The organism is Streptomyces sp. NBC_01267 (assembly GCF_036241575.1).
In the GTDB taxonomy this organism is placed as follows: domain Bacteria; phylum Actinomycetota; class Actinomycetes; order Streptomycetales; family Streptomycetaceae; genus Streptomyces.
Map to the genome: position 1 here is coordinate 1 of NZ_CP108455.1, position 23,412 is coordinate 23,412.

The following is a 23,412-nucleotide window of genomic DNA, read 5'->3' on the forward strand; positions in this document are numbered from 1 at the left end:
GTCCCACAGCGCTGCGCGCTGTGCAAGCGGCGCGGTTCGCTTCGCTCACCGCACCACCGGCTTCGCCGGGGGTGGCAAGCCACTTCGTGGCTTGGCCTCGCTGCGCGAGGCTGGCCCGTTCCGGGCCTGACTTCCTTGCTTTGCAAGGAAGTTGATGCCCACTTCGTGGGCGGGGCGGGTCCGCTTCGCTGCCCCGCCCTGGCCCTTCCGGCTTCGCCTTCAGGGCCTGGAGCCCGCTTTGCGGGCGGCTGGCTACGGGGTGGGGGCGGGTGCATCGTCTGGTGATGCACATGTTGAGTTGGTGGAACGTAACCATGCCCTCTGGGGTTCAGTCGGCGGGGCTGTCGTGAATCAGCGAACCTGCGCAGTACTCAGCCAACCTGCGCAGCGCACCCCTGCTCCCAGTCTTTACAGACGGCGACCCTGGCGCCCTCATCCCCCGACAGGCATGCGGTGCCACCTCGGACTTAGCAGAGCATGAGGGAGACTTTGGAATGCTCTGGCAGTTCTTCACTCCATCGTGTGGCTCGTCCTACCTGCGCATTGCTCAGATAGGTCGGCCCGTCCTCCACGGCCTCGCCTTGGATCGACAGAGGGGGCGGGGTGCATCCGCGTCATGTGAGCGTGCGATTCGTGGGACCCGACGGGGGCATGGCCCAGCTGCCGTGGCGGGCAACGGCCTGGGAGCTCCGGCTGAAGAAGCTCACCGTCGTCACCGACACCCCGAACGGCATCACCGAACTGCTCCGCATCGGCAGTGGCAAGAACCATGTCGGCTACCACCTGGCCGCCCATCTCGCCCTCCACCAGTACTTCACCGCGAACAGCCGGCCGGTACCCCGCTTCCTCATGCTCGACCAGCCAACCCAGCCCTATTACCCCTCCGACATGGCCAAGGCACGAGGCAGGCTGGAAGACCTCGCCCTCGACGAAGACCGCGTGACGGTCACCGGCCTCTTCCAGCTCATGCACCAGGTCGTCACCGAGCTGTCCCCCGGCTTCCAGATCATTGTCAGCGACCACGCCGACCTGCCACACCCCTGGTACCAGGACTCCGTCCGCTACAACTGGCGCGGCGGCGAAAAACTCATCCCCACCACCTGGCTCGACACCAACCCCACGCCGTAGCCCCCGCCACCACATACCGGGGATCAGTGAAGCTGCGCAGTACTCAACCAACCTGCGCAGCCCCGCCCGCAGCCAGAAACACCACAGGTCAGGCGGATAGACCACCCCGACCCTGCGCAGATTCAGTGAGCCACCCAGCCAAAAAACCCGCTCACCCGAACTGCATAAAACGAAGTCAGGAGCATGGCCACCGCGCAGGTTCACCGAGCCTCGACAGACACCGACTTCACCGCACCAACCTGTCCTACATCTCCATGACCAACGCAGGTCAAGCAATCGAGACTGTCGCCTCGGCGAGCAACTCGCGGTGAACCGCGGCCACATTCCCACGGCAGGTCGGCATGTACGCCGGATCGGGCCACGGTGTCACCAACCGCACATGAGCAAAAACGAGTTCACCACGGCCATCGAGCGCCATCAGTCGCGTGACCGCCGCCTCCGCCCCACACCAGCCGGTACCACCCAATCGGCGAAGCCATCGGCATCACTGTCTGCCATCAGCCCCTCCCACAAACGCCCAACCCCGCCCCGGAAACACTGCCCACGGCCACACACCTCACTCCGACACGCAGCACCACATCCCACCAACGAGTGACAACCCAGCAATCCACACAATCAGAGCCCCCACAACAAACCCCCACACACGCGACAGCCATCCTTCAACGGGAAACGACACCGGCCTTCAGCAGAAGAACGACACGGCACAACCCACCCACCAGACAAAAAACCACCCTGAAAACCCTGTCGCCAACCACTGTCAACTCACACGTCGCACATCAACCAGGCCCGGAACGCCTCTGCGCGGCTCCCTGAACCTCTGCCGCTCCTTCGGGGCGGACACCCCTGCCCCTGCAAGGCTACGACCCTTGAAGGGCCCTCAGGGGTGCGGACGCTCTTCCGGCCCGGCTCTCCCCGTAGAACACCGGCCGGGGTCTGATCGCCGGTTGGGGCGGGTTCCAGTCGACCTCAGCCACCTTAATACTTACGAATACCAAGAACCTGCTGGTCAGAGGCTTGCACTTTCGACGATATGTCCCCTCAGCCGGTACATATCGATGACGATGTGTACCGGCTGAGGAGTCACATCGTCAGTCAAATGTCAGCCATGCTGACGGTTTTGGGCACAGAACGTCAGCCAGGCTGACAGTTCAAGGGTGATGCGTACGGGCTGTCGGAAGCGCTGGTGATGGACACGACGGAGGCCCAACACCGCTCGTGCAGCCTGGTGTTGGGCCTCGTTGGTGAGCTGTCGTCAGCTGACGGCGTGCAGTGAGCCGCGGCGCTTGTCCGCGGCGGCCTTCTTCGCGGCGGCGATGCCGGCGCGCTTCTCACGCTGTCCGGCGAGCTGGTCCTGATACGCGGCGACCGCGCGTTGGCGGATGAGGGCAACCTGGCTCGCCTGGCTGACAGCGACGTCCTGGACCTGGGGATGCGCGACATCTGGGAGGCCACCGTCATCACCGGACGGCGCATCGGCGAGGTCCTCAAGCTGCGATGGGACTGCCTGGGCCGCTACGGCGGGCTGGCGATGTTCTGGCACGACCAGACCAAGGTCGGGAACTTCGACGCGGCGATCCGCATCCCCGAACGGCTCCACGACATCCTGGCCGAGCGTCAGCGCAAGACCCTGGACCGCTTCACCGCCGAGCACGGTTACGGTCTCGGGGGAAATTGAGCTTCGGGCGTGCTGGCCTGGCGGCTCGGCTGGTGGGTGATCAGCGGGTGGTGTCGCGGACGAGGACGAGTTCGGTGCTCGTCCGGCGGTGGGTGGCCCGCTGCGCGGATCGGTCGGAGACGAGTGAGGCGATCGCGAGATGGGTCTCGGCGTAGGTATCGCGGCGGCCGGTGAATCGGCGCAGGGGTGCCCACTGGCGGAGCTCGGCGTTGGTGTGCTCCACACAGATCCTCGCCGAGGACTGCCGCCGCCGTGTCTCGCGCCAGGCATGCTTGTCACCGTCGCACGCCTCGCCGCAAGGTACGGGCGGGAGCGTCAGACTTGTCCTTGGTCCTCCTTCACCTACCAGATGGTCCGCGCCCACATCGCCACCCTCCGCAGGGCGCCGGCCAGCGCCCCACCCCGGCCGCCGACGGTGCGCCAGGTGACCGGCTGGCTCACCCGACACCCCAGCGCGCTGAGCGAGGACGACCGCGCCGGGCTGAAGGATGTCCTGGCGCGCTGCCCCGAACTGGACACGGCCGCTGGGCACGTCCGCAACTTCGGCGAGATACTCATCGACCGTCTGGGTGCCACGCTCCCTGCCTGGATCGACTCGGTCGACGCCAGCCAACTACCTGGCCTCACCGGCTTCGCACTCCACCTGCTACGGGACATCGAGGCCGTGACAGCGGGGCTCACCCTGGACTGGAGCTCCGGCAGCATCGAGGGAGCCGTCAACCGCATCAAGAAGATCAAGAGACAGCTCTACGGGCGAGCCGGATTCGGACTACTCCGCAAGTTGATCCTGCTTCAGTAGCCGTCCACAACCGCTCTCCCGGGTCTGTGACAGTGCGGAGAAAGACGTCACTCGTGTGATACCGACCCTGACATGATCGGTGACATGAAGGTACTTGTGATCGGAGCGACAGGCACGATCGGCGGCGCTGTCGCCAGCGCGTTAGAGGCTTCCCATCAGGTGGTCAAGGGGTCCCGCAGGGGGCCGGTGAAGGTGGACATGGAAGACCCGTCTTCCTTGGACGCACTCTTCGACGAGGTGCCGGATCTCGACGCTGTGGTGTGCTGCGCCGCCAGCGGCCCGCTGGTGGACCTGGAGTCAGCGGCGGATGAAGAGATCGTGACTGGAGTACAGGCCAAGCTACTGGGGCAGGTCGCGCTGGTGCAACGAGCTGTGCGCCGTCTGCGCGATGGCGGCTCCATCACTCTGACCGGGGGCACCTTCTCCACCCCGCTGGCCGGCGGTTCACTGGGGGCTCTCGTCAACACCGGCCTGGAAGGCTTCGTCCGCAACGCGGCCAGCGAGCTGCCGCGAAGGCTTCGCATCAATCTCATCAGCCCTGGGTGGATCAAGGAAACCCTGGAAAGCATGGGCGCAGACGGGAGCGAGGGAACTCCTGTCTCCGAGGTGGCCCGGGCGTATGTGACAACGGTGGAAGGCACCGCGCAAGGCCAGACCATACGTCCGTAACCGTCAGGAGAGGCTGGCCCGTAGCCATCAAGGGCGACGGGCCAGCGACCTGAGTACGGGATAGCCGAACCCTGCCTCAGTCCGGGCTCGGGCACTGTCGAGACAACTGCGGTGAAGTTCCGCAACCCCTCCCCAAGATCAGTGCCAGAACCGAGTTTTGACAGCACTGAGGTACTTGCCAGAGCAGCATCGGAGCTCGGCTCCGCCACCGACCTGCTCAGGGCCGCTCCAACTCCTGCTTGCCCAGGCAGCGGAAGGCCGCACCGCGGCCCTCGCCGAGACACCTGCCACCCCTGCGCCGGCGCCATCTCCCACACCGACACCGTCCCCATACCCTCCCCCTCCACAGCTACAGCCGCCCCTCCTCAAGCCGGGGTCCCCCTGCCGCCTCCGCACCGCAGCCTCTTCTCGGACACCACGAATGGGCCGAGGCGCTCTGAGCCGCCACTCACCGCACGCCGCCGCCCGCGCTTCCGCCGACCAGACGAAGACCCACCTCCACAACGCTGATCGATATGTTCCCGTGGGTTCAGAGGGTGGGATCGTCGAATTGGTCAAGGAGGGCTTCCACGGATGTGTCGCTCGTCGCAGCAGGGGCACCGTTGTGCAGCGGTTGTTCGGTCCAGATGACCTTGCCGCCCGGGGTGTACCGTGTGCCCCACCGTTGGGCGGACTGCGCCACCAGGAACAGTCCACGTCCGCCCTCGTCCGTGGTCGCTGCTCTGCGTACCCGTGGTGAGGTGCTGGAGCCGTCCGACACCTCGCAGATCAGGCTGCTGTCGTGCAGCAGCCGCACCCTGATCGGCGGCGAGCCATACCGGATGGCGTTGGTGATCAGCTCACTGAGGATGAGTTCCGTGGTGAACGCGATGTCCTCAAGTCCCCACGCCTGCAGTTGCACCCCGCACTCCGCACGGACCGGGGCCACCGCCGCCGGATCGGGCTGCACCTCCCACTGCGCCACCCTGGAGGGCTCGAGCAACCGGGTGCGCGCGACCAGCAGTGCGATGTCATCGGCCGGGTGCGCCGGCAGCATCGCGTCGATCGCCGCCTGACACGTCTCCTCCGGAGTACGCCCCGCCCCCTCCAGCGCCCGGTGCAGCAGGTTTAGCCCGGCGCCGATGTCCCGGTTGCGGTTCTCGATCAGCCCGTCGGTGAACAGCACAAACCGAGAGCCTTCGGGCAAGCGCAGTTCAACGGTTTCGAAGGGGTGGCTGCTGCCCAGGCCGAGAGGCGGCGAAGCAGGCACTTCCGGAGAGGTGACGGTCCCGTCGGGATGCACCACCGCCGGTCCCGGGTGTCCTGCTCGCGCAGTCACGCATACTCCCGTGACCGGGTCGTAGATCGCGTACAGGCAGGTCGCCCCCGTGACCGCTTCGCTTTCGTGGCCGTGCGGCCCGTCGTCAACGCTCTCGTCGCTGTCGATGCGGGTGACCAGGTCGTCCAGGCGTCCGAGCAACTCGTCCGGCGGCAGATCCAGGGCGGAGAAGTTCTGTACCGCGGTGCGCAGCCGCCCCATCGTCGCCGCCGCATGCAATCCGTGTCCCACGACGTCGCCGACCACCAGCGCCACCCGGGCACCCGACAGCGGGATGACGTCGAACCAGTCCCCGCCCACGCCGGCTTCCGCCGGCAGATACCGCCAGGCCACCTCCAGCCCGTCCTGTTCCGGTACCCCTCGCGGCAGCAGACTCCGCTGCAGAGTCACCGCCATCGCGTGCTCCCGGGTGAAGCGGCGGGCGTTGTCGATGGCCACCGCCGCCCTCGCCACCAGCTCCTCCGCGAAGGAGAGGTCCTCTTCCTTGAAGGGGGGCGAATCCCCCGTGCGCCAGAAGTTCGTCGTCCCCAGCACCACACCACGCGCCTGGAGCGACACCGTCACCAGCGAATGCACTCCGCGCTCCAGGGCCATACCGGCCCCGTCAGGGTCCTGTTCCCACCACCCCCGGGCCTGCCGCAGGTCGTCCTCCAGCACTGCCCGCCCTGTCTCCAGGGCCCGAGCCTGCGGAGCCGCCGGCGAGTAGGTGATCAGCTCTCCGACCGGGTAGAGCCCCTGCCGCTCCTGATACCCCCCACTGACTACCGTTCGGCGCATATCCGCCGCCCTGGCCGGCTCCTCGCCGCGCTCCACCAACTCCAGCAGATCGACCGTGACGATGTCGGCGAACCGCGGGGTCGCCACATCCGCCAGCTCCTGTGCGGTGCGCACCACGTCCAGCGTGGTGCCGATCCGCTCGCCCGCGTCGTACAGGAGCTTCAGCCTCTCCCGCGCCACCTCCGCCCGTCCGGTGACCGACGCCAGCTCTGTGGTGTCGCGCAACGTCACCACCCAGCCCGCCTGACCGCCGTGCGGGGCGGTAGGGCGCATGTTGACCGCCAGCAATCGGTCCCCTGCGAGATGCACCTCATCCGTGGCCGGCTCACCCGACGCCAGCAGCTGTGCTGTCTCCGTATCCAGCTGCAGCTCCCCCAGCTGTCGCTGCTCCGCGTCCACGGGTAGCTCGAGCAGCCGCCGCGCCTCGTCATTGGCCAGCATCAGCTGTCCGTCGGCACCGATGATCAGTACTCCCTCCCGGACTGCATGCAGCACCGCGTCATGGTGCTCGTACATGCGCGTCATCTCCGCCGGCCCCAGACCGTGCGTCTGCCGACGCAACCGCCTGGCCACCAGCGCCGCCCCGGAGGTGGACAGGGCCAGCGCGGCCGCCCCGGCGCCGAGGATGATCGGCAGTTCCCGTCCGGACAGGTTGCTCACATACCGGACCTTGATCCCGGCGGACACCAGGCCGACGACCGAGCCGCGGTCATCGGTCACCGGGACCACCGCCTGGATGACCGGCCCTCTGTCCGCCGGCAGAGGAAGCCCGCTGGCCCGCTCGATGGTAGTGCGGCCTTCCAGCGATGGTTTGATGGTGCCGACGAACTTCTTCCCGATTTGATTCGGGTCGGGGTGCGTATAGCGAATTCCCTTAGTGTTCATGACAACGATGTCGCTGACGCCTGCCCGCTTCCGGGCTGCTTCGGCACGCGGCTGAAGCACTGCCGTCGGATTCCCGCTGCGCAATGCCTGGACCGTGCCCGGGGCGTTCGCGAACGTCTCCGCCGCCGTCAGTGCCTGAACCTCGGCTTCCCGCGTGCTGTCACGCCTCGACTGGAGCACCAGGGCCGTCACCGCGGCCGCAACCAGCAGCGCCACGATCACGACCTGCAAAACGAACACCTGCCCGGCGGCGCTGCGCAGATTCAGCAGAGAGCGCAGCCCCGGGCCCGCGGACTCACCCCGACCAGACGCAGGGCCGGGGAAGAGACGGTGTCGGATATGCCTTTTTGGGATAGAAAGTCCCTTCATGGCTACTTCCTAGCACTGTCTTCTGCCCCGCAGCGTGCACGGTACGGTCGCGACACATTTACAGAGGAGCTGTCCTGTCCAACTGTCCCGAGCTCGACGCGCTCACCGGACACGTCCGGCCCTTTGCCCAGATGCTCACCGAGCGCCAGGGCGAACGGCTCCCGCAGTGGCTCGATGCCGTACGCAAGGACGACTTGCCCAGCCTGCACTCTCTCGCCGCCGGCATCGACCGTGACCGCGACGCCGTCACCGCCGGCCTCACCCTGCCCTGGAACTCCGGCGTCGTCGAAGGACACGTCAACCGCATCAAGATGCTCGAACGGCAGATGTTCGGCCGCGCCGGCTTCCACCTCCTCCGCAAACGCGTCCTGCTCGCGTGACGGACGGTTACCGTCCCGCGGACGTTGAGCCAGAACCTGAGATGACGGCAGTGCCGTATGGGTCATTGGTGTCGCCGGCACCCGTAATTCGATGGTGGGGATCAGAAGGCGTCGAGTAGCGTCCGGGCTTTGATGACTGACTCCTGGGACACCATCGCCGACCGGTATGCAGAGCTATTGCGATCCGGCTCCGTCATGCACGACTTCGGACGTGACAGCCTGCTCAGCCGTCTTCCTGAGCTTCTCGCGGACCAGCATGTCCTCGACCTCGGGTGTAGTGAAGGGACCATTACCCGAGCTGTGGCTGCCCGCGGGGCGTCAGTGCGACCCTGCACAGAGTCATCGGTGACTACCTCACCGAGAGCTTCTGGCATCCGGGCAATCCAGAAGACACCCGGCGGACGGGAAAGTCGAGCCGGCCTTCGTCCTGGACCACCAGCTCGCCATCCAGGACCAGGTGCTCGTCGCGGAGCGCAGCCGCGGCGTCGACGACCTCCGGGAAGGATCGGGTGAGGGCGAGGCTGCCACTGCGGGACTGGAGGAAAACTCCGACGGGCTCGTGAAGATCAGGCAGCGGAATCCCCGGCTGCCGACGCCTGCACCGCCGCTACGAACGCAAACCCGAGCACTTCCTCGCCTTCGTCGGCATAGCCGCAACCCTCATCTGCCACCGCCGCCTTGCTCGGTGAAGTGATCCTGAGGCGGCAACGACAGCTCAGTGCCGGGGCTGTTGCGTCTCAGCAGGCCGGTGACTCGGCTCAGTCATCCCCTGCGGGGCTGATCGTCCCTGTCAATCAAGAAGCGAGCCGTCTCTAGCGGGTCCCGCGGGGGCTCGCCTATCCGGTGACGTTGCCAGTAGCGGGCCACTCTCCGTTCCAGATCGACCAGGTCACTTCTGCCGGTCTCAGTCAAAACGACCGAGCCTTTCCAGCCCTCTGGAGGGCGTTGTCACGTTGTTGGGTGTGCGGGTGTCTGACGGTGTGTCGAGGTGTGGTGGGGCCGGGTGCCGGCCCTGGGCTCAGGCGGCGGCAGGCCGGCCGGTGACGCCGGTGATCTGCTCCCAGATGGTGAAGCGCACGGTCATTTCGGCGCGGTGTCGGGTGCCGGTCATCAGGTGGCGACGGGGCCGGAAGTGGGGTGAGATACCGCTGAACGCGGACAGGAACCGCTGCGCCCCACCAGCGGAGCGGAAGCCTTTCATCGCACGTTCACGCTGCCGGGTGGGCTGATGACTGTTCTCGGCCCGGTTGTTCAGGCCCTTGTGCGAGCGGTGCTCGACGGAGGGCATGACCTCACGGTGGGCCGCGCCGTAGGAGCAGAGCTTGTCCGTGACGACCACCCGCGGCACCGTACGGGTCGTCTTCACCAGACGACGGAAGAATCGCCTGGCCGCAGCCGTGTCCCGGCGGCTCTGCACCAGGATGTCCAGCACGTTGCCGTCCTGGTCGACAGCCCGCCACAGGTACTTCTGCTCACCGTTGATCTTGATGAAGACCTCGTCCAGATGCCACTTGTCGCCGGGCTGGGGCCGCCGGCGGCGCAGTCCGTTGGCGTACTGCTGACCGAACTTCAGGCACCAGCGGCGGACCGTCTCGTACGAGACGATCACGCCGCGTTCCAGCATCAGCTCCTCGACCTCGCGGAAACTGAACGGGAACCGGAAGTACAGCCACACGCAGTGCGAGATCACCTCGACCGGATACCGGTACCCCTTGTACGACGGCGACATGCCCTCCACGGACGACCCCCTCCACCGTGATCAGCCCGAGGATCCTCCCACCCTGTCAGCCAACGTGACAGCGCCCTGCGGGGTCCGTCGGGCGAGGCGCTTCGCCGTGCCTGGGCCATTACGACTCCAGGTAGCGCAGCACGGCCAGGATCCTGCGGTTGTAGCCGGTGGTGTGGGCGAGTTCGAGCTTGTCGAAGACCGCGTTGAGGTTCTTCTCGACCGTGCTCATGGAGATGTGCAGCTTCTGCGAGATGGCCGCGTTGGTGTGCCCCTGGACCAGTTCCTCAAGGACGCTGCGTTCGCGCGGGGTCAGTCGGGTGAGCGGGTCGCTGTGCGTGGTGCGGAACACCAGCTGCCGTACGACTTCGGGGTCGATGGCGACCCCACCCGCGTGGATGCGCTCCAGCGCGTCGAGGAACTCATCGACCTGCGCCACCCGGTCCTTGAGCAGGTAGCCGACCCGTTCGGCGTTCGCGGACAGCAGCTGGGCGGCGTAGTTGCGCTCGATGTGCTGGGACAGCACCAGGACGCCGATGTCGGGCCAGCGCTTGCGGATCTCGACCGCGGCACGCAGTCCCTCGTCCGTGTGGGTCGGCGGCATCCGGATGTCCACGACGACGATGTCCGGGGGCATGGTCTCGACCTCGCGCAGGAGGGTGTCCGCGTCACCCACCGCGGCCAGCACGTCGTGGCCCTCCTCGGTGAGCAGGCGGACGAGCCCCTCCCGCAGGAGAGTCGAGTCCTCGGCCAGCATTACGCGCACGGCAGCTCCGCGATGATCGTGGTTGGGCCCCCCGTGGGGCTGTGGACATGCAGTCGGCCGTCGAGCGCGCCGACCCGGCTGACCAGCCCGGTCAGACCGTTGCCCGCCGGGTTCGCGCCACCGACGCCATTGTCCTCGACCCGGACGACGAGGACTTCCCTGTGGTGGCGCACGCTCACCGAAATCGCCGTCGCCGCCGAATGCTTGGCGGCGTTCGTCACGGCCTCGGAGACGACGAAGTAGGCGGCGGTCTCGACCGAGCGAGGCAGGGCCTTGGTCAGGTCGAGATCCATCCGGATGGGAATGCTGCACCGCTCGGAGACCCCGCCGAGGGCTTCCTGCAGGCCCAGGTTGTCCAGCGCGGTCGGGTAGACCCGCCACGCCACTTCCCGCAGCTCGGTCAGGACTTCCTGCGACTCCTTGTGCGCCTGCAGCAGCAGTGCGTCGGCCTGCTCGGGCGTCCGGTTCCTGCGGGCACGGCCGAGCAGCATCGCCAGGGCCACCAGGCGCTGTTGGACGCCGTCGTGGAGATCGCGCTCGATGCGGCGGCGCTCGGCGTCGACCGCCTGCAGCACCGCGGCCCGGCTGGTGGCCAGTTCGTTGATGCGCTGCTGGAGCAGCTCGCGCTCCGAGGGGCCAAAGCATTCCCGGGCAAGGCGTGAGTCGAACGCCTCCAACGAGAACAACCCCTGCACATCGAGGAACAGCAGCACTCCGCCGAGCAACACCTGAGTGAGCAGTTCCTGCCAGCTAAGCGTGCCGCGCACGACTCCGCCGAGGAGAAGGCCCGCCAGGACGGCGCCGAAGACCAGCAGTCCGACCACGATGCTGGTGAGCATGCCGACGTACATGCGTGTCGCGAGATAGCGCAGGATCCGCTGGTCGGGCACGTTGCGGGCGGGGAAGCGGTCCCCGAAGTAGACCGAGCGACGCCGCCGTTCCCACGCGGTGAGCTGTCGGGCCCCGCCAGCCAGCACGACGAGGGTCTTCCTGCGGGTACGGGGCCACAGCAGCAGCGGGCCGAGGGCCGTTCCGACCACCGTGAAGTAGAGGAAGCCGATCAGTGCGGTGCAGCAGCCGACGAAAAGACCGGCGGCCCGGCGCAGCAAAGCGGGGGGCGGGGGTGTGGCTCCCGCATCCTCCACGAGCGCGGCCCCGAGCACGTTCGAGAGGTACTGCTCAGTGATGTCCGCTGATTCCCCCTGCACGGATACCGAGCTTAGCCGGGCCGCGCAGCCGGGACAAAATTGTCCGTCCGGTGCGAGGAGGGGGGCTGCGGTGCTCACGAGGAACGGCCGTGCTGCGCCGTGGATTTGCGCGAGCGCAGGCGGACCACCAGGTAGAGCAGCAGTGCCGCGACGACCAGGACCAGGACGGCCTTGCTGACGATGCCGACGTACGTCTCGACGGTGTCCCACTGGTCGCCCAGCCAGTAACCCGCCATGACGAGCACCGAGTTCCACACCAGGCTGCCCAGGGTGGTCAGCAGCAGGAAGACGGGCATGGCCATGCGCTCCAGCCCGGCGGGCACGGAGATGAGGCTACGGAAGATCGGCACCATACGCCCGAAGAAGACCGCCTTGGTGCCGTGTTTGGCGAACCACTCCTCCGTCCGCTCCAGGTCGGACGCCTTGACCAGCGGGAGCCGGGCCCAAATGGCGTGCATGCGCTCGCGCCCGAACAGCATGCCGATCCAGTAGAGCACCGCGGCGCCCACCACCGAGCCGAGCGTGGTCCAGAACAGGGCGGAGGCCAGCGTGATGACGCCCTGCCCCGCAGCGAATCCGGTCAGCGGCAGGATCACTTCACTGGGCAGCGGCGGAAAGAGGTTCTCCAGAGCGATGGCGAGGCCGGCTCCCGGGCCGCCCATTGTGTCCACGAGGTCAGCTGCCCATCCCGCGATGCCGTCGGCGGGCTCCTGGGGCAGGGCCAGGGTGATGAGATCCATGCGATTCTCCAGGCTGGCGGGGGCGGTGTCGCGGGCGGCCTGCCGCGATCTGTCCACCACGCTAGAAAGCGCAGATCAGCGCCGGTATGAGGATTACCGTCGAACTTCTGGGGTTCTCCGCACCCCGCTCCCTGCGGAAAACCGCAGGGAGAGAACCGTTCTTCGGCACGCTGGAAATACCCATGGCACGTTCCTGCAGTCCTGCGGACGGACCCCCGATTTACCGATCCATCAGCTGTAGAGTCCCCGGCTGACCGAGGGAATTGCGAACCAGCCGGACGGGACCGGGAGAAAATCCGATCCGAGCACGGAAGGGGCGGGAATGCCGGCATCCGACGACTTCGAGAAAGCCCCGGAGCCCCGCCGTGTGCTCATTGCTCCCGTGCCCATCGCGCCGGCCAAACCGCTCACCCTGAGCCACGTCAAAGGGCTGCTCTGGACCGATACAGCGCATCGGGCCACCGGTCTGCTGCACATCTGCGTACGCTGCGGTAGAAGGAGTTATGACCACAGCCAGAGCAGTAGTTGCCAAACCGATGCGTCGCCACGTCGTGGGGATATTCACGCAGATCTCTTCTCTCTCAGAAGTTGTTGTCCGACTCTAGAAAAGAAGCCGAGCCCCCGGGAGCGATCCGGCGAACATGTCAGCAATGGGGAAATCTTCCGGACAGGAAGCTCTCCTGCGCTTATCTTTTTGACCTCAACCTGCCAATGAAATATTCGTGGTGCAGGTGTAATCCGTATCCACCGAGGGTCATCACGACCGGTGTCGGCCCCGAGGGCGCGGGATCCGCGAGATGAAGAAGTAGCCGATCAGCAGTACGGCGACCCCTGCTACCCCCTTCGAAACAATCCCCCCGTACTCTTCGACCAGTCGCCAGTTGTCCCCCAGCCAGAAACCCGCCATGACGAATACGGTGTTCCAGATGAGGCTGCCGGCTGCCGTATAGCCGATGAATGTGGCAAGCGGCATCCGCTCGACGCCCGCCGGAATGGAAATCAGGCTTCGGAACACGGGCACCATACGGGCGAAAAAGACCGTTTTGGTACCATGCCGTGCGAACCACGCTTCGACCTTGTCGATCTCGTGGGCCTTGACGAACGGGACCTTCGCTGCGATCCGGCGCGTGCGGTCGCGTCCTAGCGCAGCGCCAACGAAGTACACGACCAGGGATCCGACGATCGACCCAACCGTGGTCCAGAAGATCACCGCGACCGGACTCATTCTCCCCTGCCCTGCGGTGAACCCGGCGACCGGCAGGATGATCTCGCTCGGGACGAAGGGGAAGACGGTATCCACGGCGTTTGTCAGGCCAGCGCCTGGCGCGCCGAGAGAGTCCATGATGTGGACGGCCCAGCCAGCAATCCCATCAGCTGGCTCCGCACCACTGCTCGCTGCAATCATGGGCCCAACGCTATGAGTTGATCCGGTCGTTCACCATGTGGCCAACCATCGATTCGGACTGCGGAAAACCGTAGGTCCACCTGGGTGGGCGTCCGAGTTCGGCCGTCAATCCGTCAGGGGCGTCGACCGGCTCCCGCTTGTCCGCCGGCTGACGTCAACTCTCGGCCAACCTGGGACGAGTCATATGTAACCGTGTCGTGTGCCCTTGCGCCAGGCCGTCAGCTGGCCCGTGCGAGCATGTGTGTGCGGCACCCAGGGCAAAGGCCAGAGGGGCCTTGACCCTGGGTTTTGGACACCGGAGACACTTGGATCTTGATGGTCCAGGAGAACGGAGTCCCCGTGGGGATGAAGCATTACCCCGCCGAGTTCAAAGCGGATGCGGTCGCGTTGTACCGATCGAGGCCGGGAGCGACGATCAAGTCCGTCGCCGGTGATCTCGGGGTGAACACCGAGACGCTGCGGAACTGGATCCGGGCCGCCGACGGGCGCCGGCCCGGCGCCCACTCCGCACCGCCGGCCGCTTCGCAGACCGGCGGCGACGCTGTTCAGGCGGAGCTGGCCGCCGCTCGCAAGAGGATCCGTGAGCTCGAGGAAGAACGGGACATTCTCCGCAAGGCGGCCCGGTATTTCGCGACGGAGACGCGCTGGTGAACCGCTACCAGTTCGTTGACGATCACCAGCGCCGACACGGCGTGAAGCGGCTCTGCGACATCCTCGGCCTGGCCCGCTCGAGCTTCTACTATTGGCGCCGCACCACATCCGCGAGAGCGGCCCGCCAGACCGTCGAAGCCGGGATCGCGGCCCGGATACGCAAGGTCCACCAAGACTCCGACGGCACCTACGGAGCCCCCAGGATCACCGCAGAACTCCGCGACGAGGGCGGCCCGGTGGTCAACCACAAGCGCGTCGCGAGGATCATGCGGTCCATCGGGCTCGAGGGAGTCCGTCTGCGCCGCCGGCACCGCACCACCGTCGCGGACCAGACCGCAGCGAAGGCGCCAGACCTGATCGGCCGTGACTTCACCGCGGCCGCAGTCAACAGAAAGTACGTCGGCGACATCACATACCTGCCGGTCAGCGGCGCGAAGCCGCTCTACCTCGCGACCGTCATCGACCTCGCCTCACGCCGGCTCGCCGGGTGGGCGATCGCTGACCACATGCGGACAGAACTCGTCATCGACGCCCTCACGGCCGCCGAGCGGACCCGCGGAAACTTGACCGGAGTGATCATGCACACCGACCACGGATCTCAATATTCGAGCAGGGCCTTCGCGGAACTCTGCAGGTCAGCTGGGGTCCGGCAGAGCATGGGCGCGATCGGGTCCAGCGCCGACAACGCTGCCGCGGAAAGCTTCAACGCCGCCTTCAAGAGGGAGACGCTCAAGGCCGCAAAGCCTGGTCGAGCGAGCGTGAGGCCAGGCTCGACGCCTTCCGCTGGCTGACCCGCTACAACACCCGGCGCCGGCATTCCCGCCTCGGTCAGCGGTCTCCGATTGCCTACGAGAACGCCGTCCAAGCAGCAGCAACTACCCTGACCCAAGCCGCATAGACGTGTTCAACATCCGGGGTCAAGGCCCTGCAGGCGAAAGCCCAGCTTCCGCTCAGCCTTGGCCAACTCTGCGGCGGAAACCGGAGACTGAAGCAGGTCCCGACCTGACATGCCATCACTGACACCCAACCACTGACACCAACCCGGCACATCGCACCTGGGGCATCGGCTGATGGGCGACCTCTGCGTCGACTTCGATGCCCTGGGCCCAGACCTCACCGGCTGCCGTAGGTTATGCGGTTACGCGCCGACTCCCGTACGGGCATCAGCTGCTGCCGCCTCGTTCCCGCCACGAAAACTCCTCACGGCGTTCAGCCGTGATTACCCTCCAACCGGAACGGTCGACGGGGACAACTCGCCAAGAAGGGCCCTCTCATATGCAGCGACGTGTTTTCACAGCCGCCTTGGCCGCCGCCATCGCCGTCCCCGGCACATCCCCTGCCGCCGCGCAGAGCGACCCAGAAGGCGCACATGTGCCCGGCGGACTGCCGCAGCACATGCTGGCGGCACTGTCCGCGGAGATCGGCGACAAGGGCACCGCGCGCTCCCTTGTCCCCCACCTCCACGACGTCGGCTTCGTGTGGCATCCCGAGACCATCGCCCTGCGGAAGCTGGACTTCGTCGTGGCCTACGGCTTCGGGAACCGCCCCCCGGCCGGAGGCGGAGACCCCGCGAAGGTGCGCCCCGAACCCGGCCCGGTCAACGAAGACCTGGCCGACACCGTCGCCCGCATCCGCAGACACCGCGACATCCCCGTGTACGCACAGTGGGAAATAGCACGCTTCCTGGAGTCGAAGTACCGCATGAGGAACGTGACATCAATCGAGCCGGTGATCGCGCCGGACGGCACGATCACCTATCTGAGCACCGACGGCGTCGCGGCCCAGATCGCCGAGGACCGCAAGCACCTTCCCGGCGGCATCGGCACAGCCGGCGTGGTCGGCTTCCGCGACCACGTCAAGCGGTGCGTGCAGACGACGCGGGACCGTGGCATCAGGGCATACGCGCCGGAAGGTTTCGCGATGCCCCACACCTACGACCCCGAGTCGGGCCAGGCGTGGACCAGGCGCCGGGACCTGTATCTGGTGCATGACATGGCGGCCCAATGGCAGATCCTGCGGGAAAAGCTCATCACCCAGGCGTACCCCCACGGCTGACCATCCACCGGCCCGGGGAGCGGTCCTGCGAGAGGTCTCCAGGGCCACGGTTGGGTTCGTGCGTTGAGGATCACCGGCGTGAACAGGTTCATGCTCCGGTTCAACCGCGTACGCGTGGACCGCGTACTTCGACAGCGCATGCGTGGCGCCGGAACGTCCTCAACCCTTCAGGACCGGACCCCTCGTCGGTAACCACCGATCGGGTGACCCGGCCGGCCTCGGCCAGCTCTGTGTGCTGCCGAGTCCCGTCGTGGATCTCTGACGTGCGCTGGCTGGACCTCATGCTCCTCGACCAGCTCGCCGACGCCGCGGAAGACTCCCTGCCCCGACGATCCTGATCGCTGGGAATGGATCGGGGACGTGCTCTGATCGTGCTGCGCATCGCCCACGGCTTATCGGCCCGAGGCCTCGTCGTACGGCTTCGCCGCGGACCGCCTGCGAGCAGGGGCGCCAATCGATAAAACCAGTGTCAATCGGTGCGGGCGTCATCTGGGCATGGAGCTCTTCCTGGTGGTCTTCTGCGTGAAGGGCCGGTGCTGTGGACGGTGGTTGGGTACTGTCCTGTCCGTCTGCCGGAAGCACGTCAGCCGAGGATCGCGCGCCGGCCACACAAAGGACGCTGGGGAGACGGGTGCTGGGCGACGAGGAAGTCCTCGAGGCCGTGCAGGGCTACATCGAAGAACGAGGGAATCCCTGGCAGAGACATTGTCGGGTGCCTCCGCGATCACCTGGCATTCGCTCCTGAAGGGCCAGATTGTGCGGAGCATCGAGTCCCGCTCGGAAGAGAAGCGTCTCCATCCTGGGCCTCTCGACCTCTCCGGCCACCCGGTGTACGACACGATTGGCGACTACCAGATTCCACGCCCGCGGGACCCTGCCGAGCAGCGCACTCGGAAAATGGTGCGGCGGGGTTCGATCGACGAGCGCTCGTGCGCATGCGGTAACGGAGAGGTCCGCTGCCCGCGCTGCGAAGGCGAAGGCAAGATCCGCTGCGAGCAGCACCAGCCGTGCGGAAGCTGTCGGAACAGCACCTGCTGCCTGCTGTGTGACGGGGCCGGCCGCTCGGCCCTGAAACCGGCCGAGACTCAGGCGGCCGGAGGGTCCCTGCAGAAGGCCGGAGGGGATACAGGCGACCGCACCCGGTGCTACGAGTGCGGTGAGTCTGATGTCGCATGCGTAACCTGTCGCGGTCGCGGCCGCGTTCAGTGCACCACCTGCCAGGGCGACGGGTCCAGGCCGTGTCCCGACTGTGCCGGGGACGGCAAGGTGACACACGAGCACTGCGCCGGCACGGGCAGGACCGTCGAATGGACAGAAGGCACCATCACGCGAACCCCCAGAACCGACGAGGTCAAACTCCCGGAGCCCGGAGTGCTCTACTGGGCGCGGAGACTCGCGGATCAGCACGCCACCTGGACACCCACCACGCTGACCGACGACGACCCTCTACGCGCCTGTGTCCAGAAAGACTTCGCTTCGGCCTTGAAGCCGCTCCTTCGCCCACAGCACCAGGAAATCGCACGCCGGACAAAACTCGAGTATGTGCGGTTCGCGAAGGTGGCGGTAGACGAGCACCCGCACCGGATCTACTACGTCTTTCCTTCACGCGGCCTGCCGAAGGTCGTGATGCGGCCCTCGCCGAAACGCACCTGGCAGATCGTCGGAATCGTGACCGGTCTGCTTCTGCTCCTGGTGCTCATCAACCGGTTCATCGCCTGACAGCCGCAGCGCAACGGCGACAGCACCCGAGCCCGGCGGGTTGGCTGGGGTGGTTTGAGATGTCGTTCACGAGGTGGAGGTGTCCATTGTGGCCTGGTCGTAGGTCTGGTTGATCTCTGCGACGGCGTCGGCCACGTGTGGCTGGTCGTGCCAGTAGTTGGCCGCCATGTGGGGAAGATGGCGAAGATGCCGCTCGTACAGGTCGAGTCCGGCCGCTGTGACGCCCAGGTCCCCGTCGGTGTGCTCCACCAGGCCGCAGCGGATGGCGGCTGCCTCGTGAAGCTCCGTGCCGAACAGGGACTTGAAGTACTGGTAGCGATCCGCACAAGGACCTGCGGCCTCTTCCACGAGTCCGCGCACCAGAGCGAGGACGTGGACAGCACTGATGGCTTCGTGAGGTACGTGGGCTCGGGACACGTCGCCGGACCCTCCTTCCATCTGCGGGGAACACGATTGTCCCGCAGCTTCCCTACCTCGGCCGTCGCCAGCCTCGCAGGGGCACGCCCGACGGGCAGGACCTGATCCACCCCGAGCACAGCCGGGTCCGGGAGCGAAAACGGCGTACAAACGCAGCAGACGGACGGTGTTGCGGAGACGAGGACAAGACGTCGTACGGGCGGCCCCAACCCGTGCAGCACGCAGCGTACGGACGCGAAGAGGCGGACGCCTCACACGCGAGAGCAGCTCAGCCGGTAACCGGCTCTCTGCCCTGCCGGGCTCTCGGACCATCTGACGGACCGGGTGATACGGGGCCTGGAGCAGACAGCGGCCAACTGAGTCAGCCCGCGTTCGGATAAGGCGGTCCCGACAGCGGCACGTTCGGCTTCCAGCAGTCCGAAGTATCGATACGAAGCAGCGTCCAGCCCCCGGCCGAAGACTGCGAGATCAACCAGAACCACACACTCCTGTCCGGGACGAGGGGCAGCAGTGCCTGCTTCCGGCCGATCGTGCGGAGGGCGTCGAGCTCGACCAGGGCCTGGCGGCACCATCGGCATCAGCAAGAAGGACCCGCTGAGCGCCGTCCCGTGCTTCGGGGTGCATCCGAACGCCGCGAACCCGGCGAACGGAGGAGGCCCGGCCCTGGCTAGGACACCAGATCGAGGAGGGCCCACACCTGCCGGCCCTCCTCGGTCATCTCCGTGCCACAGCTCACCGCGCCCAACTCGTGCAGGCGAGACAGTACCTCGGTGTCAAGCTCGGGCGGCGGCTGCGGCTGGTGGCTCAAGGCGAGGATGAGTGCCTGCTGGTCCTGCTCCGCGAGATGCAGGCTGATGTGCCGGCCGCCGTCGGCCACCACCGTGGCGATCAGGTGGCGGACCAGGCCCTCCAGCGCGGTCGGCGAGTCGAGGCCCCATTTCGTGAGTCGGCCGGTCACCTTGGTGAACGCCTTCCCCGGCGCCCACGGCTGCGACTCCAGCGACCAGTTGGCGCCCGGCCTGTTCTTCATCACCGGACGACCACCCCGGCCTGCCCACTGCGCTACCGGCAGCGTCGAATCCAGCTGTCGCTCCGGAAATGGCGGGGACGGCGGCTTCTTCGGAGGGGGCGGAGTCTTCGGCGGGTAGTCAGGGCGCGGCTTGTGTGCCTCGGTCTTCGTGTGCGGCTTCTCGTCCATGTTGGCCTCCCAGCCGGGACTGGACACTCACAGTAGCCCGCCGAATGCTGATTGCGAGCGCCGCTTGCAGGATCTGTAAATGATCTTGGGTAGCCCCGAGACGGCAGACGGTGATGTGTACCCGGCTGGAGAGCGCCGGACAACCAGGACACGCCACCTCGATCTCCCGGGTTCTCGCCGCCAGCCGCACCACGCCGTGCTCGGAGAACACTCGCCCCACCAGCAACTCGCTGAGGTGCGGAAACAGGTCGCCCACCAGCTCGTCACACCGCACCACGGTCCCAGATGACGTCGCGTCACCGAGGCCGGACACCACTGATCCTCCTCACGGAACGTGTGCCAGAACCGACTGTGGACAGCAGCTAGCGATCACCGGAGCACTGAGTATTCACGGGTTCTGACGCGCCCACGGCCGGTGGGGGCCTGGTTACCGCCGCCGTTCGTCTTCGGCGCCTCGGTACGTAAGCAGGTCGCCTGGCTGGCAGTCGAGGACCTCGCAGATGCGGGTCAGCGTGGTGAAGCGGATCGCGCGGGCCCGGCTGTTCTTCAGGATGGACAGGTTGACGTTGGTCACGCCGACCCTGGAGGCGAGCTCCGCGAGGGACATGCCACGCTCGCTGAGCATGCGGTCGAGATGGACCTCGATCCCATGGCTGTCGTTGTCGTCCGACGTCATCACACCGTCCCTTCCAGATCCTCCCGCATAGCCACCCCAGCGCGCATGACGCGGGCGAACGTAAGGATGCCAAGGGCCGTCAAAACGAGTGCATAGGGCGGCTGCCAGGCCCCCAGCCAACTCTCCACTGTGAAGGGGTAGTCCTGGGCCAGAATCGCCAGCAGCGCCGCGTGCGCGCCGGCTTCTACCACCCCGGCGGCCAGACAGCCGAGCAGCAGCCACCAGCCCGCGACCCGTAGGTGCCTGGCCGCCCCACCGTCGGGTCGTGCTGGGCCGAGCAAGGCCAGCCCGAGCGGCATCCTACGACCTACCACCGCTCTCATGGGGTGCCCTTCCACGGCTGCTACTCGGTTGGCGAGGACACGTTGTGGGGCGTCAACCATAGGAAGAAGGGCGCCGCGAACACCCTGGCCGCGCTGAAGTCGATCCGCGCCACCCGCCCGGACGGCGCCCCGATCTACGTGATCCTGGACAACCTGTCCGCCCACAAGGGCGCCGACATCTGCCGCTGGGCGAAGAAGAACAAGGTCGAGTTGTGCTTCACCCCGACCTACGCCTCGTGGGCGAACCCAATCGAGGCCCACTTCGGACCGCTGCGACAGTTCACCATCGCCAACTCCCACCACCCTAACCACACCGTGCAGACCCGGACTCTGCACGCCTACCTGCGATGGCGCAACGCCAATGCCCGCCACCGCGACGTCCTGGCCGCCGAACGCAAGGAGCGTGCCCGCATCCGCAGCGAGAAGGGCCTCCGCTGGGACGGCAGACCACTACCGACCGCGGCCTGACCACCCAACCCGGCGCCGCTAGGAGTTGGCAGCCTTTGCCAGGACGCGGGCGAGTTCACGGGGGCGGGTGACCATCGGCCAGTGGCCCGAGTCGAGGTCCACGTACTCAAGGTGAGTAGCGCGGGCGAGCTCAGGACTCTCACCGGCGGCGATCCACTCCTCGGCCTGGGCGGGGGTGAACTCGGGACAGACAACCACAACGGGGACGTCGAAGCGGCGCTCGTCGGTCAACCGTACGACTCCCCTGGCGACCTCCTCGGGGACAGGAACGGCGGCGGACGCGAAGCGGTCCCGGGCCTGCTGGTCCAGGTCAGCGGCGTCCGCGCCCTCGAAAAGCTCCCACCCCGGGAAGGGCATGGCGCCGCCCTCGATCGCGAAGTGATCGGCGTAGACCCGCTCATCGGCGGCGGGGAAGCCGCCGATCAAGGCGACCTTGGCCACCTTCTCCGGTCGTGCGTCGCCAGCCAGCCAGGCCAGGGTCGATGCTGCGGAGTGCCCTACCACCAGAGGCTTTCCAGGCGCCGCGTCAACCGCGGCAAGCACTGCTGCCAACTGGTCGTCAAGCGTCGCGGAGGCGGCGCCATCACCCTGGCCCGGGAGGGTGAGCGGCACGGGATGGTGGCCGAGCGCGGTGAGTTCGGGAACGACGTCGTCCCATGCGGATCCGTCGAGCCACAAGCCAGCGATGAGCAGAATGTCCACGGTGGTTCTCCCGGAGAGTCGTCAGATCTGGTTGTCGGCACGCTACCGGGAGGCTCTGACACCGGGCTCGGCCCAGACTGCGATCTTTGAAAACCTCGGCTCGACCCAACCCAACCCGGCGAACCTACGTGGTCACAGCACAGCTCAAAAGGCTGACGGACCGTGAACGGGAAGTGCTCCTTCTGGTGGGCATGGGTGCAGGAAATCGGGATCCTACGCGGGAGTTGGGGATCGCGGAGCGCACGGTGAAGGCGCACATTGCGCGGATCGTGGAAAAGCTGGAACAGCAGACGCGGCTGCAGGTCGCAGTGCTGGCCGTGCTCGCCCCACGAGAAGCTGTGCTCCGATCTGCTGTGCGAGTGCCGTGAGACCGGCATCTCGCCGGGGTTCTGACGGGGAGGTATGACCGTGCCCAGGGGGTCCACACAGGTGTGGGCCCCCTGAGCGCTGTCAGTAGTGCTCTTCGCGGTAGACGCCGTCGGCGTCGACACCACAGCCCCATTCGCCAAAGCTCGTGTTAGCCAGCTGCGTGTTGACGACGAAGGAGCCGGCCGCTGCGAGGGTGATCCTGAATGGATCGTCGTTATCGTCGGGCAGATTGTTCACGGCCAGCATCGGGAACTCCGCGGAGGTCAATGCCCGCTCATCGGCGATGAGGACGAGAGTGCTGTCGGGCCAGTCCTCGTCATCGCGCCCGATCCGCGACCGGATCTGATCCGCTGTGAAGCCCGCGTAGGCGCGGTTGTCGATGACGGTGAGCGACTCGTAGTGCTCCGAGCCTCCTTCTAGGGCCTGGAGCACGTGTGACCACTCGTCTGGCTGCTCGAAGGACGTCCGCACCAGGAGCGGACCGGCGGATTCCTCGATCGTGGAGGGGGACGGCTCGGGCTCGGCCCCCGTACGCTCGCCGGGAATGATCTGGATGAGGAAGCGGGGCTTCTTGCTGTCCGACGACCGGTCACTGGCGTGGACACGGATCAGATAGGGGCCCACGCCTGCGGTGGCGAGATTCATTTTGCGCAGCGGCTCGTAACCGCTGTCGCACAGGGCGAGGAAGCCGGTCGTGGAGGTCACGGTGATCTCTTCGACCGTGTCCCAGCCGCTTTCTGCTCCCGGGTCGTCTCCGGCGTAGAGGGTGACGATGGGGTTCTCCAAAGCGTTCCCGGCGTCGATGTGCAGCCAGTCCTTCTCGGCCGCCAGGAACCCGCGTCCGCGCGGCTGCTTGCCGGCGTCGGGGTCCATGACGGTCAGGTCGCCCCACTCCTTTGTCTTGATCGGCCGGGTGCGGCCTTCAAGGAGCGGCCAGTTGGAACGCTGCATGGAGAACCCCCATCGTGCTTGCTGTGCCTGCCGGTTAC

Annotated in this window: 20 protein-coding genes and 4 pseudogenes; 11 read left to right on the plus strand and 13 right to left on the minus strand. The window is 66.8% G+C overall.

Annotated elements, in window-relative coordinates; translation table 11 throughout:
- Window positions 1-633 precede the first annotated feature (633 nt).
- Together OG709_RS00005 and OG709_RS00010 are read left to right on the plus strand one after the other, a co-directional pair.
- Window positions 634-1,128: a DUF3732 domain-containing protein gene (locus tag OG709_RS00005; protein ID WP_329164156.1), complete on the plus strand. Its 495-nt coding sequence runs from the start codon at window positions 634-636 to the stop codon at window positions 1,126-1,128.
- A 1,372-nt stretch (window positions 1,129-2,500) separates the two neighbouring features.
- On the plus strand, window positions 2,501-2,803 hold the full coding sequence (locus OG709_RS00010) for a hypothetical protein (protein WP_326695534.1): 303 nt from the start codon (window positions 2,501-2,503) through the stop codon (window positions 2,801-2,803).
- A 40-nt stretch (window positions 2,804-2,843) separates the two neighbouring features.
- Here OG709_RS00010 and OG709_RS00015 read toward each other — a convergent pair whose 3' ends face one another.
- On the minus strand, window positions 2,844-3,026 hold the full coding sequence (locus tag OG709_RS00015; protein ID WP_326695533.1) for a hypothetical protein: 183 nt from the start codon (window positions 3,024-3,026) through the stop codon (window positions 2,844-2,846).
- 126 nt (window positions 3,027-3,152) lie between these two features.
- Between OG709_RS00015 and OG709_RS00020 the strand changes: the two genes are divergently transcribed.
- On the plus strand, window positions 3,153-3,602 hold the full coding sequence (locus OG709_RS00020; protein WP_442815355.1) for a transposase: 450 nt from the start codon (window positions 3,153-3,155) through the stop codon (window positions 3,600-3,602).
- A gap of 84 nt (window positions 3,603-3,686) precedes the next feature.
- Window positions 3,687-4,271: a short chain dehydrogenase gene (locus tag OG709_RS00025; RefSeq protein WP_326695670.1), complete on the plus strand. Its 585-nt coding sequence runs from the start codon at window positions 3,687-3,689 to the stop codon at window positions 4,269-4,271.
- A 529-nt stretch (window positions 4,272-4,800) separates the two neighbouring features.
- On the opposite strand, the gene OG709_RS00030 is transcribed toward OG709_RS00025, so the two are convergent.
- A complete protein-coding gene (locus OG709_RS00030; RefSeq protein ID WP_442815354.1) occupies window positions 4,801-7,620 on the minus strand; it encodes a SpoIIE family protein phosphatase in 2,820 nt (939 codons plus the stop codon).
- 71 nt (window positions 7,621-7,691) lie between these two features.
- Here OG709_RS00030 and OG709_RS00035 point away from each other — a divergent pair.
- Together OG709_RS00035 and OG709_RS00040 are read left to right on the plus strand one after the other, a co-directional pair.
- Window positions 7,692-8,000 (plus strand): annotated as a pseudogene (locus OG709_RS00035) (transposase); the annotation flags it as partial.
- 578 nt (window positions 8,001-8,578) lie between these two features.
- Window positions 8,579-8,689: pseudogene (locus tag OG709_RS00040) on the plus strand (IS5/IS1182 family transposase); the annotation flags it as partial.
- 329 nt (window positions 8,690-9,018) lie between these two features.
- Here the strand turns inward: OG709_RS00040 and OG709_RS00045 are convergent.
- The 5 genes from OG709_RS00045 to OG709_RS00065 form a co-directional block, all read right to left on the minus strand.
- Window positions 9,019-9,729: an IS6 family transposase gene (locus OG709_RS00045; RefSeq protein ID WP_326695669.1), complete on the minus strand. Its 711-nt coding sequence runs from the start codon at window positions 9,727-9,729 to the stop codon at window positions 9,019-9,021.
- Between the two features lie 118 nt (window positions 9,730-9,847).
- Window positions 9,848-10,483, minus strand: coding sequence for a response regulator (locus OG709_RS00050; protein ID WP_266861320.1), 636 nt, complete (start codon window positions 10,481-10,483; stop codon window positions 9,848-9,850).
- Complete coding sequence (locus OG709_RS00055) at window positions 10,483-11,700, minus strand: sensor histidine kinase (protein WP_443068523.1); 1,218 nt, start codon at window positions 11,698-11,700, stop codon at window positions 10,483-10,485. The genes OG709_RS00050 and OG709_RS00055 overlap by 1 nt, the downstream gene beginning before the upstream one ends.
- Before the next feature lie 74 nt (window positions 11,701-11,774).
- A complete protein-coding gene (locus OG709_RS00060; protein ID WP_326695530.1) occupies window positions 11,775-12,440 on the minus strand; it encodes a DedA family protein in 666 nt (221 codons plus the stop codon).
- Between the two features lie 757 nt (window positions 12,441-13,197).
- On the minus strand, window positions 13,198-13,845 hold the full coding sequence (locus tag OG709_RS00065) for a DedA family protein (protein WP_326695529.1): 648 nt from the start codon (window positions 13,843-13,845) through the stop codon (window positions 13,198-13,200).
- 339 nt (window positions 13,846-14,184) lie between these two features.
- Between OG709_RS00065 and OG709_RS00070 the strand changes: the two are divergent.
- The 3 genes and pseudogenes from OG709_RS00070 to OG709_RS00080 all read left to right on the plus strand — a co-directional run bounded on the left by OG709_RS00070 (window position 14,185) and on the right by OG709_RS00080 (window position 18,270).
- Window positions 14,185-15,394: pseudogene (locus OG709_RS00070) on the plus strand (IS3 family transposase).
- 377 nt (window positions 15,395-15,771) lie between these two features.
- A complete protein-coding gene (locus tag OG709_RS00075) occupies window positions 15,772-16,551 on the plus strand; it encodes a hypothetical protein (protein WP_329164160.1) in 780 nt (259 codons plus the stop codon).
- Window positions 16,552-17,817: 1,266 nt separating this feature from the next.
- On the plus strand, window positions 17,818-18,270 hold the full coding sequence (locus tag OG709_RS00080; protein WP_329164162.1) for a hypothetical protein: 453 nt from the start codon (window positions 17,818-17,820) through the stop codon (window positions 18,268-18,270).
- A 66-nt stretch (window positions 18,271-18,336) separates the two neighbouring features.
- Here the strand turns inward: OG709_RS00080 and OG709_RS00085 are convergent, their stop codons facing one another.
- The 4 genes from OG709_RS00085 to OG709_RS35960 form a co-directional block, all read right to left on the minus strand.
- The gene (locus OG709_RS00085; RefSeq protein ID WP_326695774.1) at window positions 18,337-18,687 is read right to left on the minus strand and encodes a hypothetical protein; all 351 of its coding nucleotides are present in this window, start codon (window positions 18,685-18,687) and stop codon (window positions 18,337-18,339) included.
- A gap of 667 nt (window positions 18,688-19,354) precedes the next feature.
- Entirely contained in the window at window positions 19,355-19,717 is a 363-nt protein-coding gene (locus OG709_RS00090; RefSeq protein WP_326695773.1) for a hypothetical protein, read from the minus strand.
- Between the two features lie 595 nt (window positions 19,718-20,312).
- Window positions 20,313-20,561: a helix-turn-helix domain-containing protein gene (locus tag OG709_RS00095; protein WP_329164165.1), complete on the minus strand. Its 249-nt coding sequence runs from the start codon at window positions 20,559-20,561 to the stop codon at window positions 20,313-20,315.
- Window positions 20,561-20,860, minus strand: a complete 300-nt coding sequence (locus OG709_RS35960; RefSeq protein ID WP_443068592.1) for a hypothetical protein — start codon at window positions 20,858-20,860, stop codon at window positions 20,561-20,563. The genes OG709_RS00095 and OG709_RS35960 overlap by 1 nt, the downstream gene beginning before the upstream one ends.
- On the opposite strand from OG709_RS35960, the pseudogene OG709_RS00100 reads away from it, so the two are divergent.
- Window positions 20,810-21,352, plus strand: a pseudogene (locus OG709_RS00100) (transposase); the annotation flags it as partial. The gene OG709_RS35960 and the pseudogene OG709_RS00100 overlap by 51 nt on opposite strands.
- 18 nt (window positions 21,353-21,370) lie before the next feature.
- Here the strand turns inward: OG709_RS00100 and OG709_RS00105 are convergent.
- Window positions 21,371-22,054 (minus strand): alpha/beta fold hydrolase, encoded by a 684-nt coding sequence (locus OG709_RS00105; protein WP_326695772.1) that lies wholly within the window; start codon window positions 22,052-22,054, stop codon window positions 21,371-21,373.
- Between the two features lie 191 nt (window positions 22,055-22,245).
- Between OG709_RS00105 and OG709_RS00110 the strand changes: the two genes are divergently transcribed.
- Window positions 22,246-22,422 carry a LuxR C-terminal-related transcriptional regulator gene (locus tag OG709_RS00110; protein WP_329169016.1) on the plus strand — a complete coding sequence of 59 codons (177 nt, stop codon included), beginning with the start codon at window positions 22,246-22,248 and terminating at the stop codon, window positions 22,420-22,422.
- An 82-nt stretch (window positions 22,423-22,504) separates the two neighbouring features.
- Here the strand turns inward: OG709_RS00110 and OG709_RS00115 are convergent, their stop codons facing one another.
- Complete coding sequence (locus OG709_RS00115) at window positions 22,505-23,374, minus strand: DUF6924 domain-containing protein (protein ID WP_329164166.1); 870 nt, start codon at window positions 23,372-23,374, stop codon at window positions 22,505-22,507.
- Window positions 23,375-23,412 lie beyond the last annotated feature (38 nt).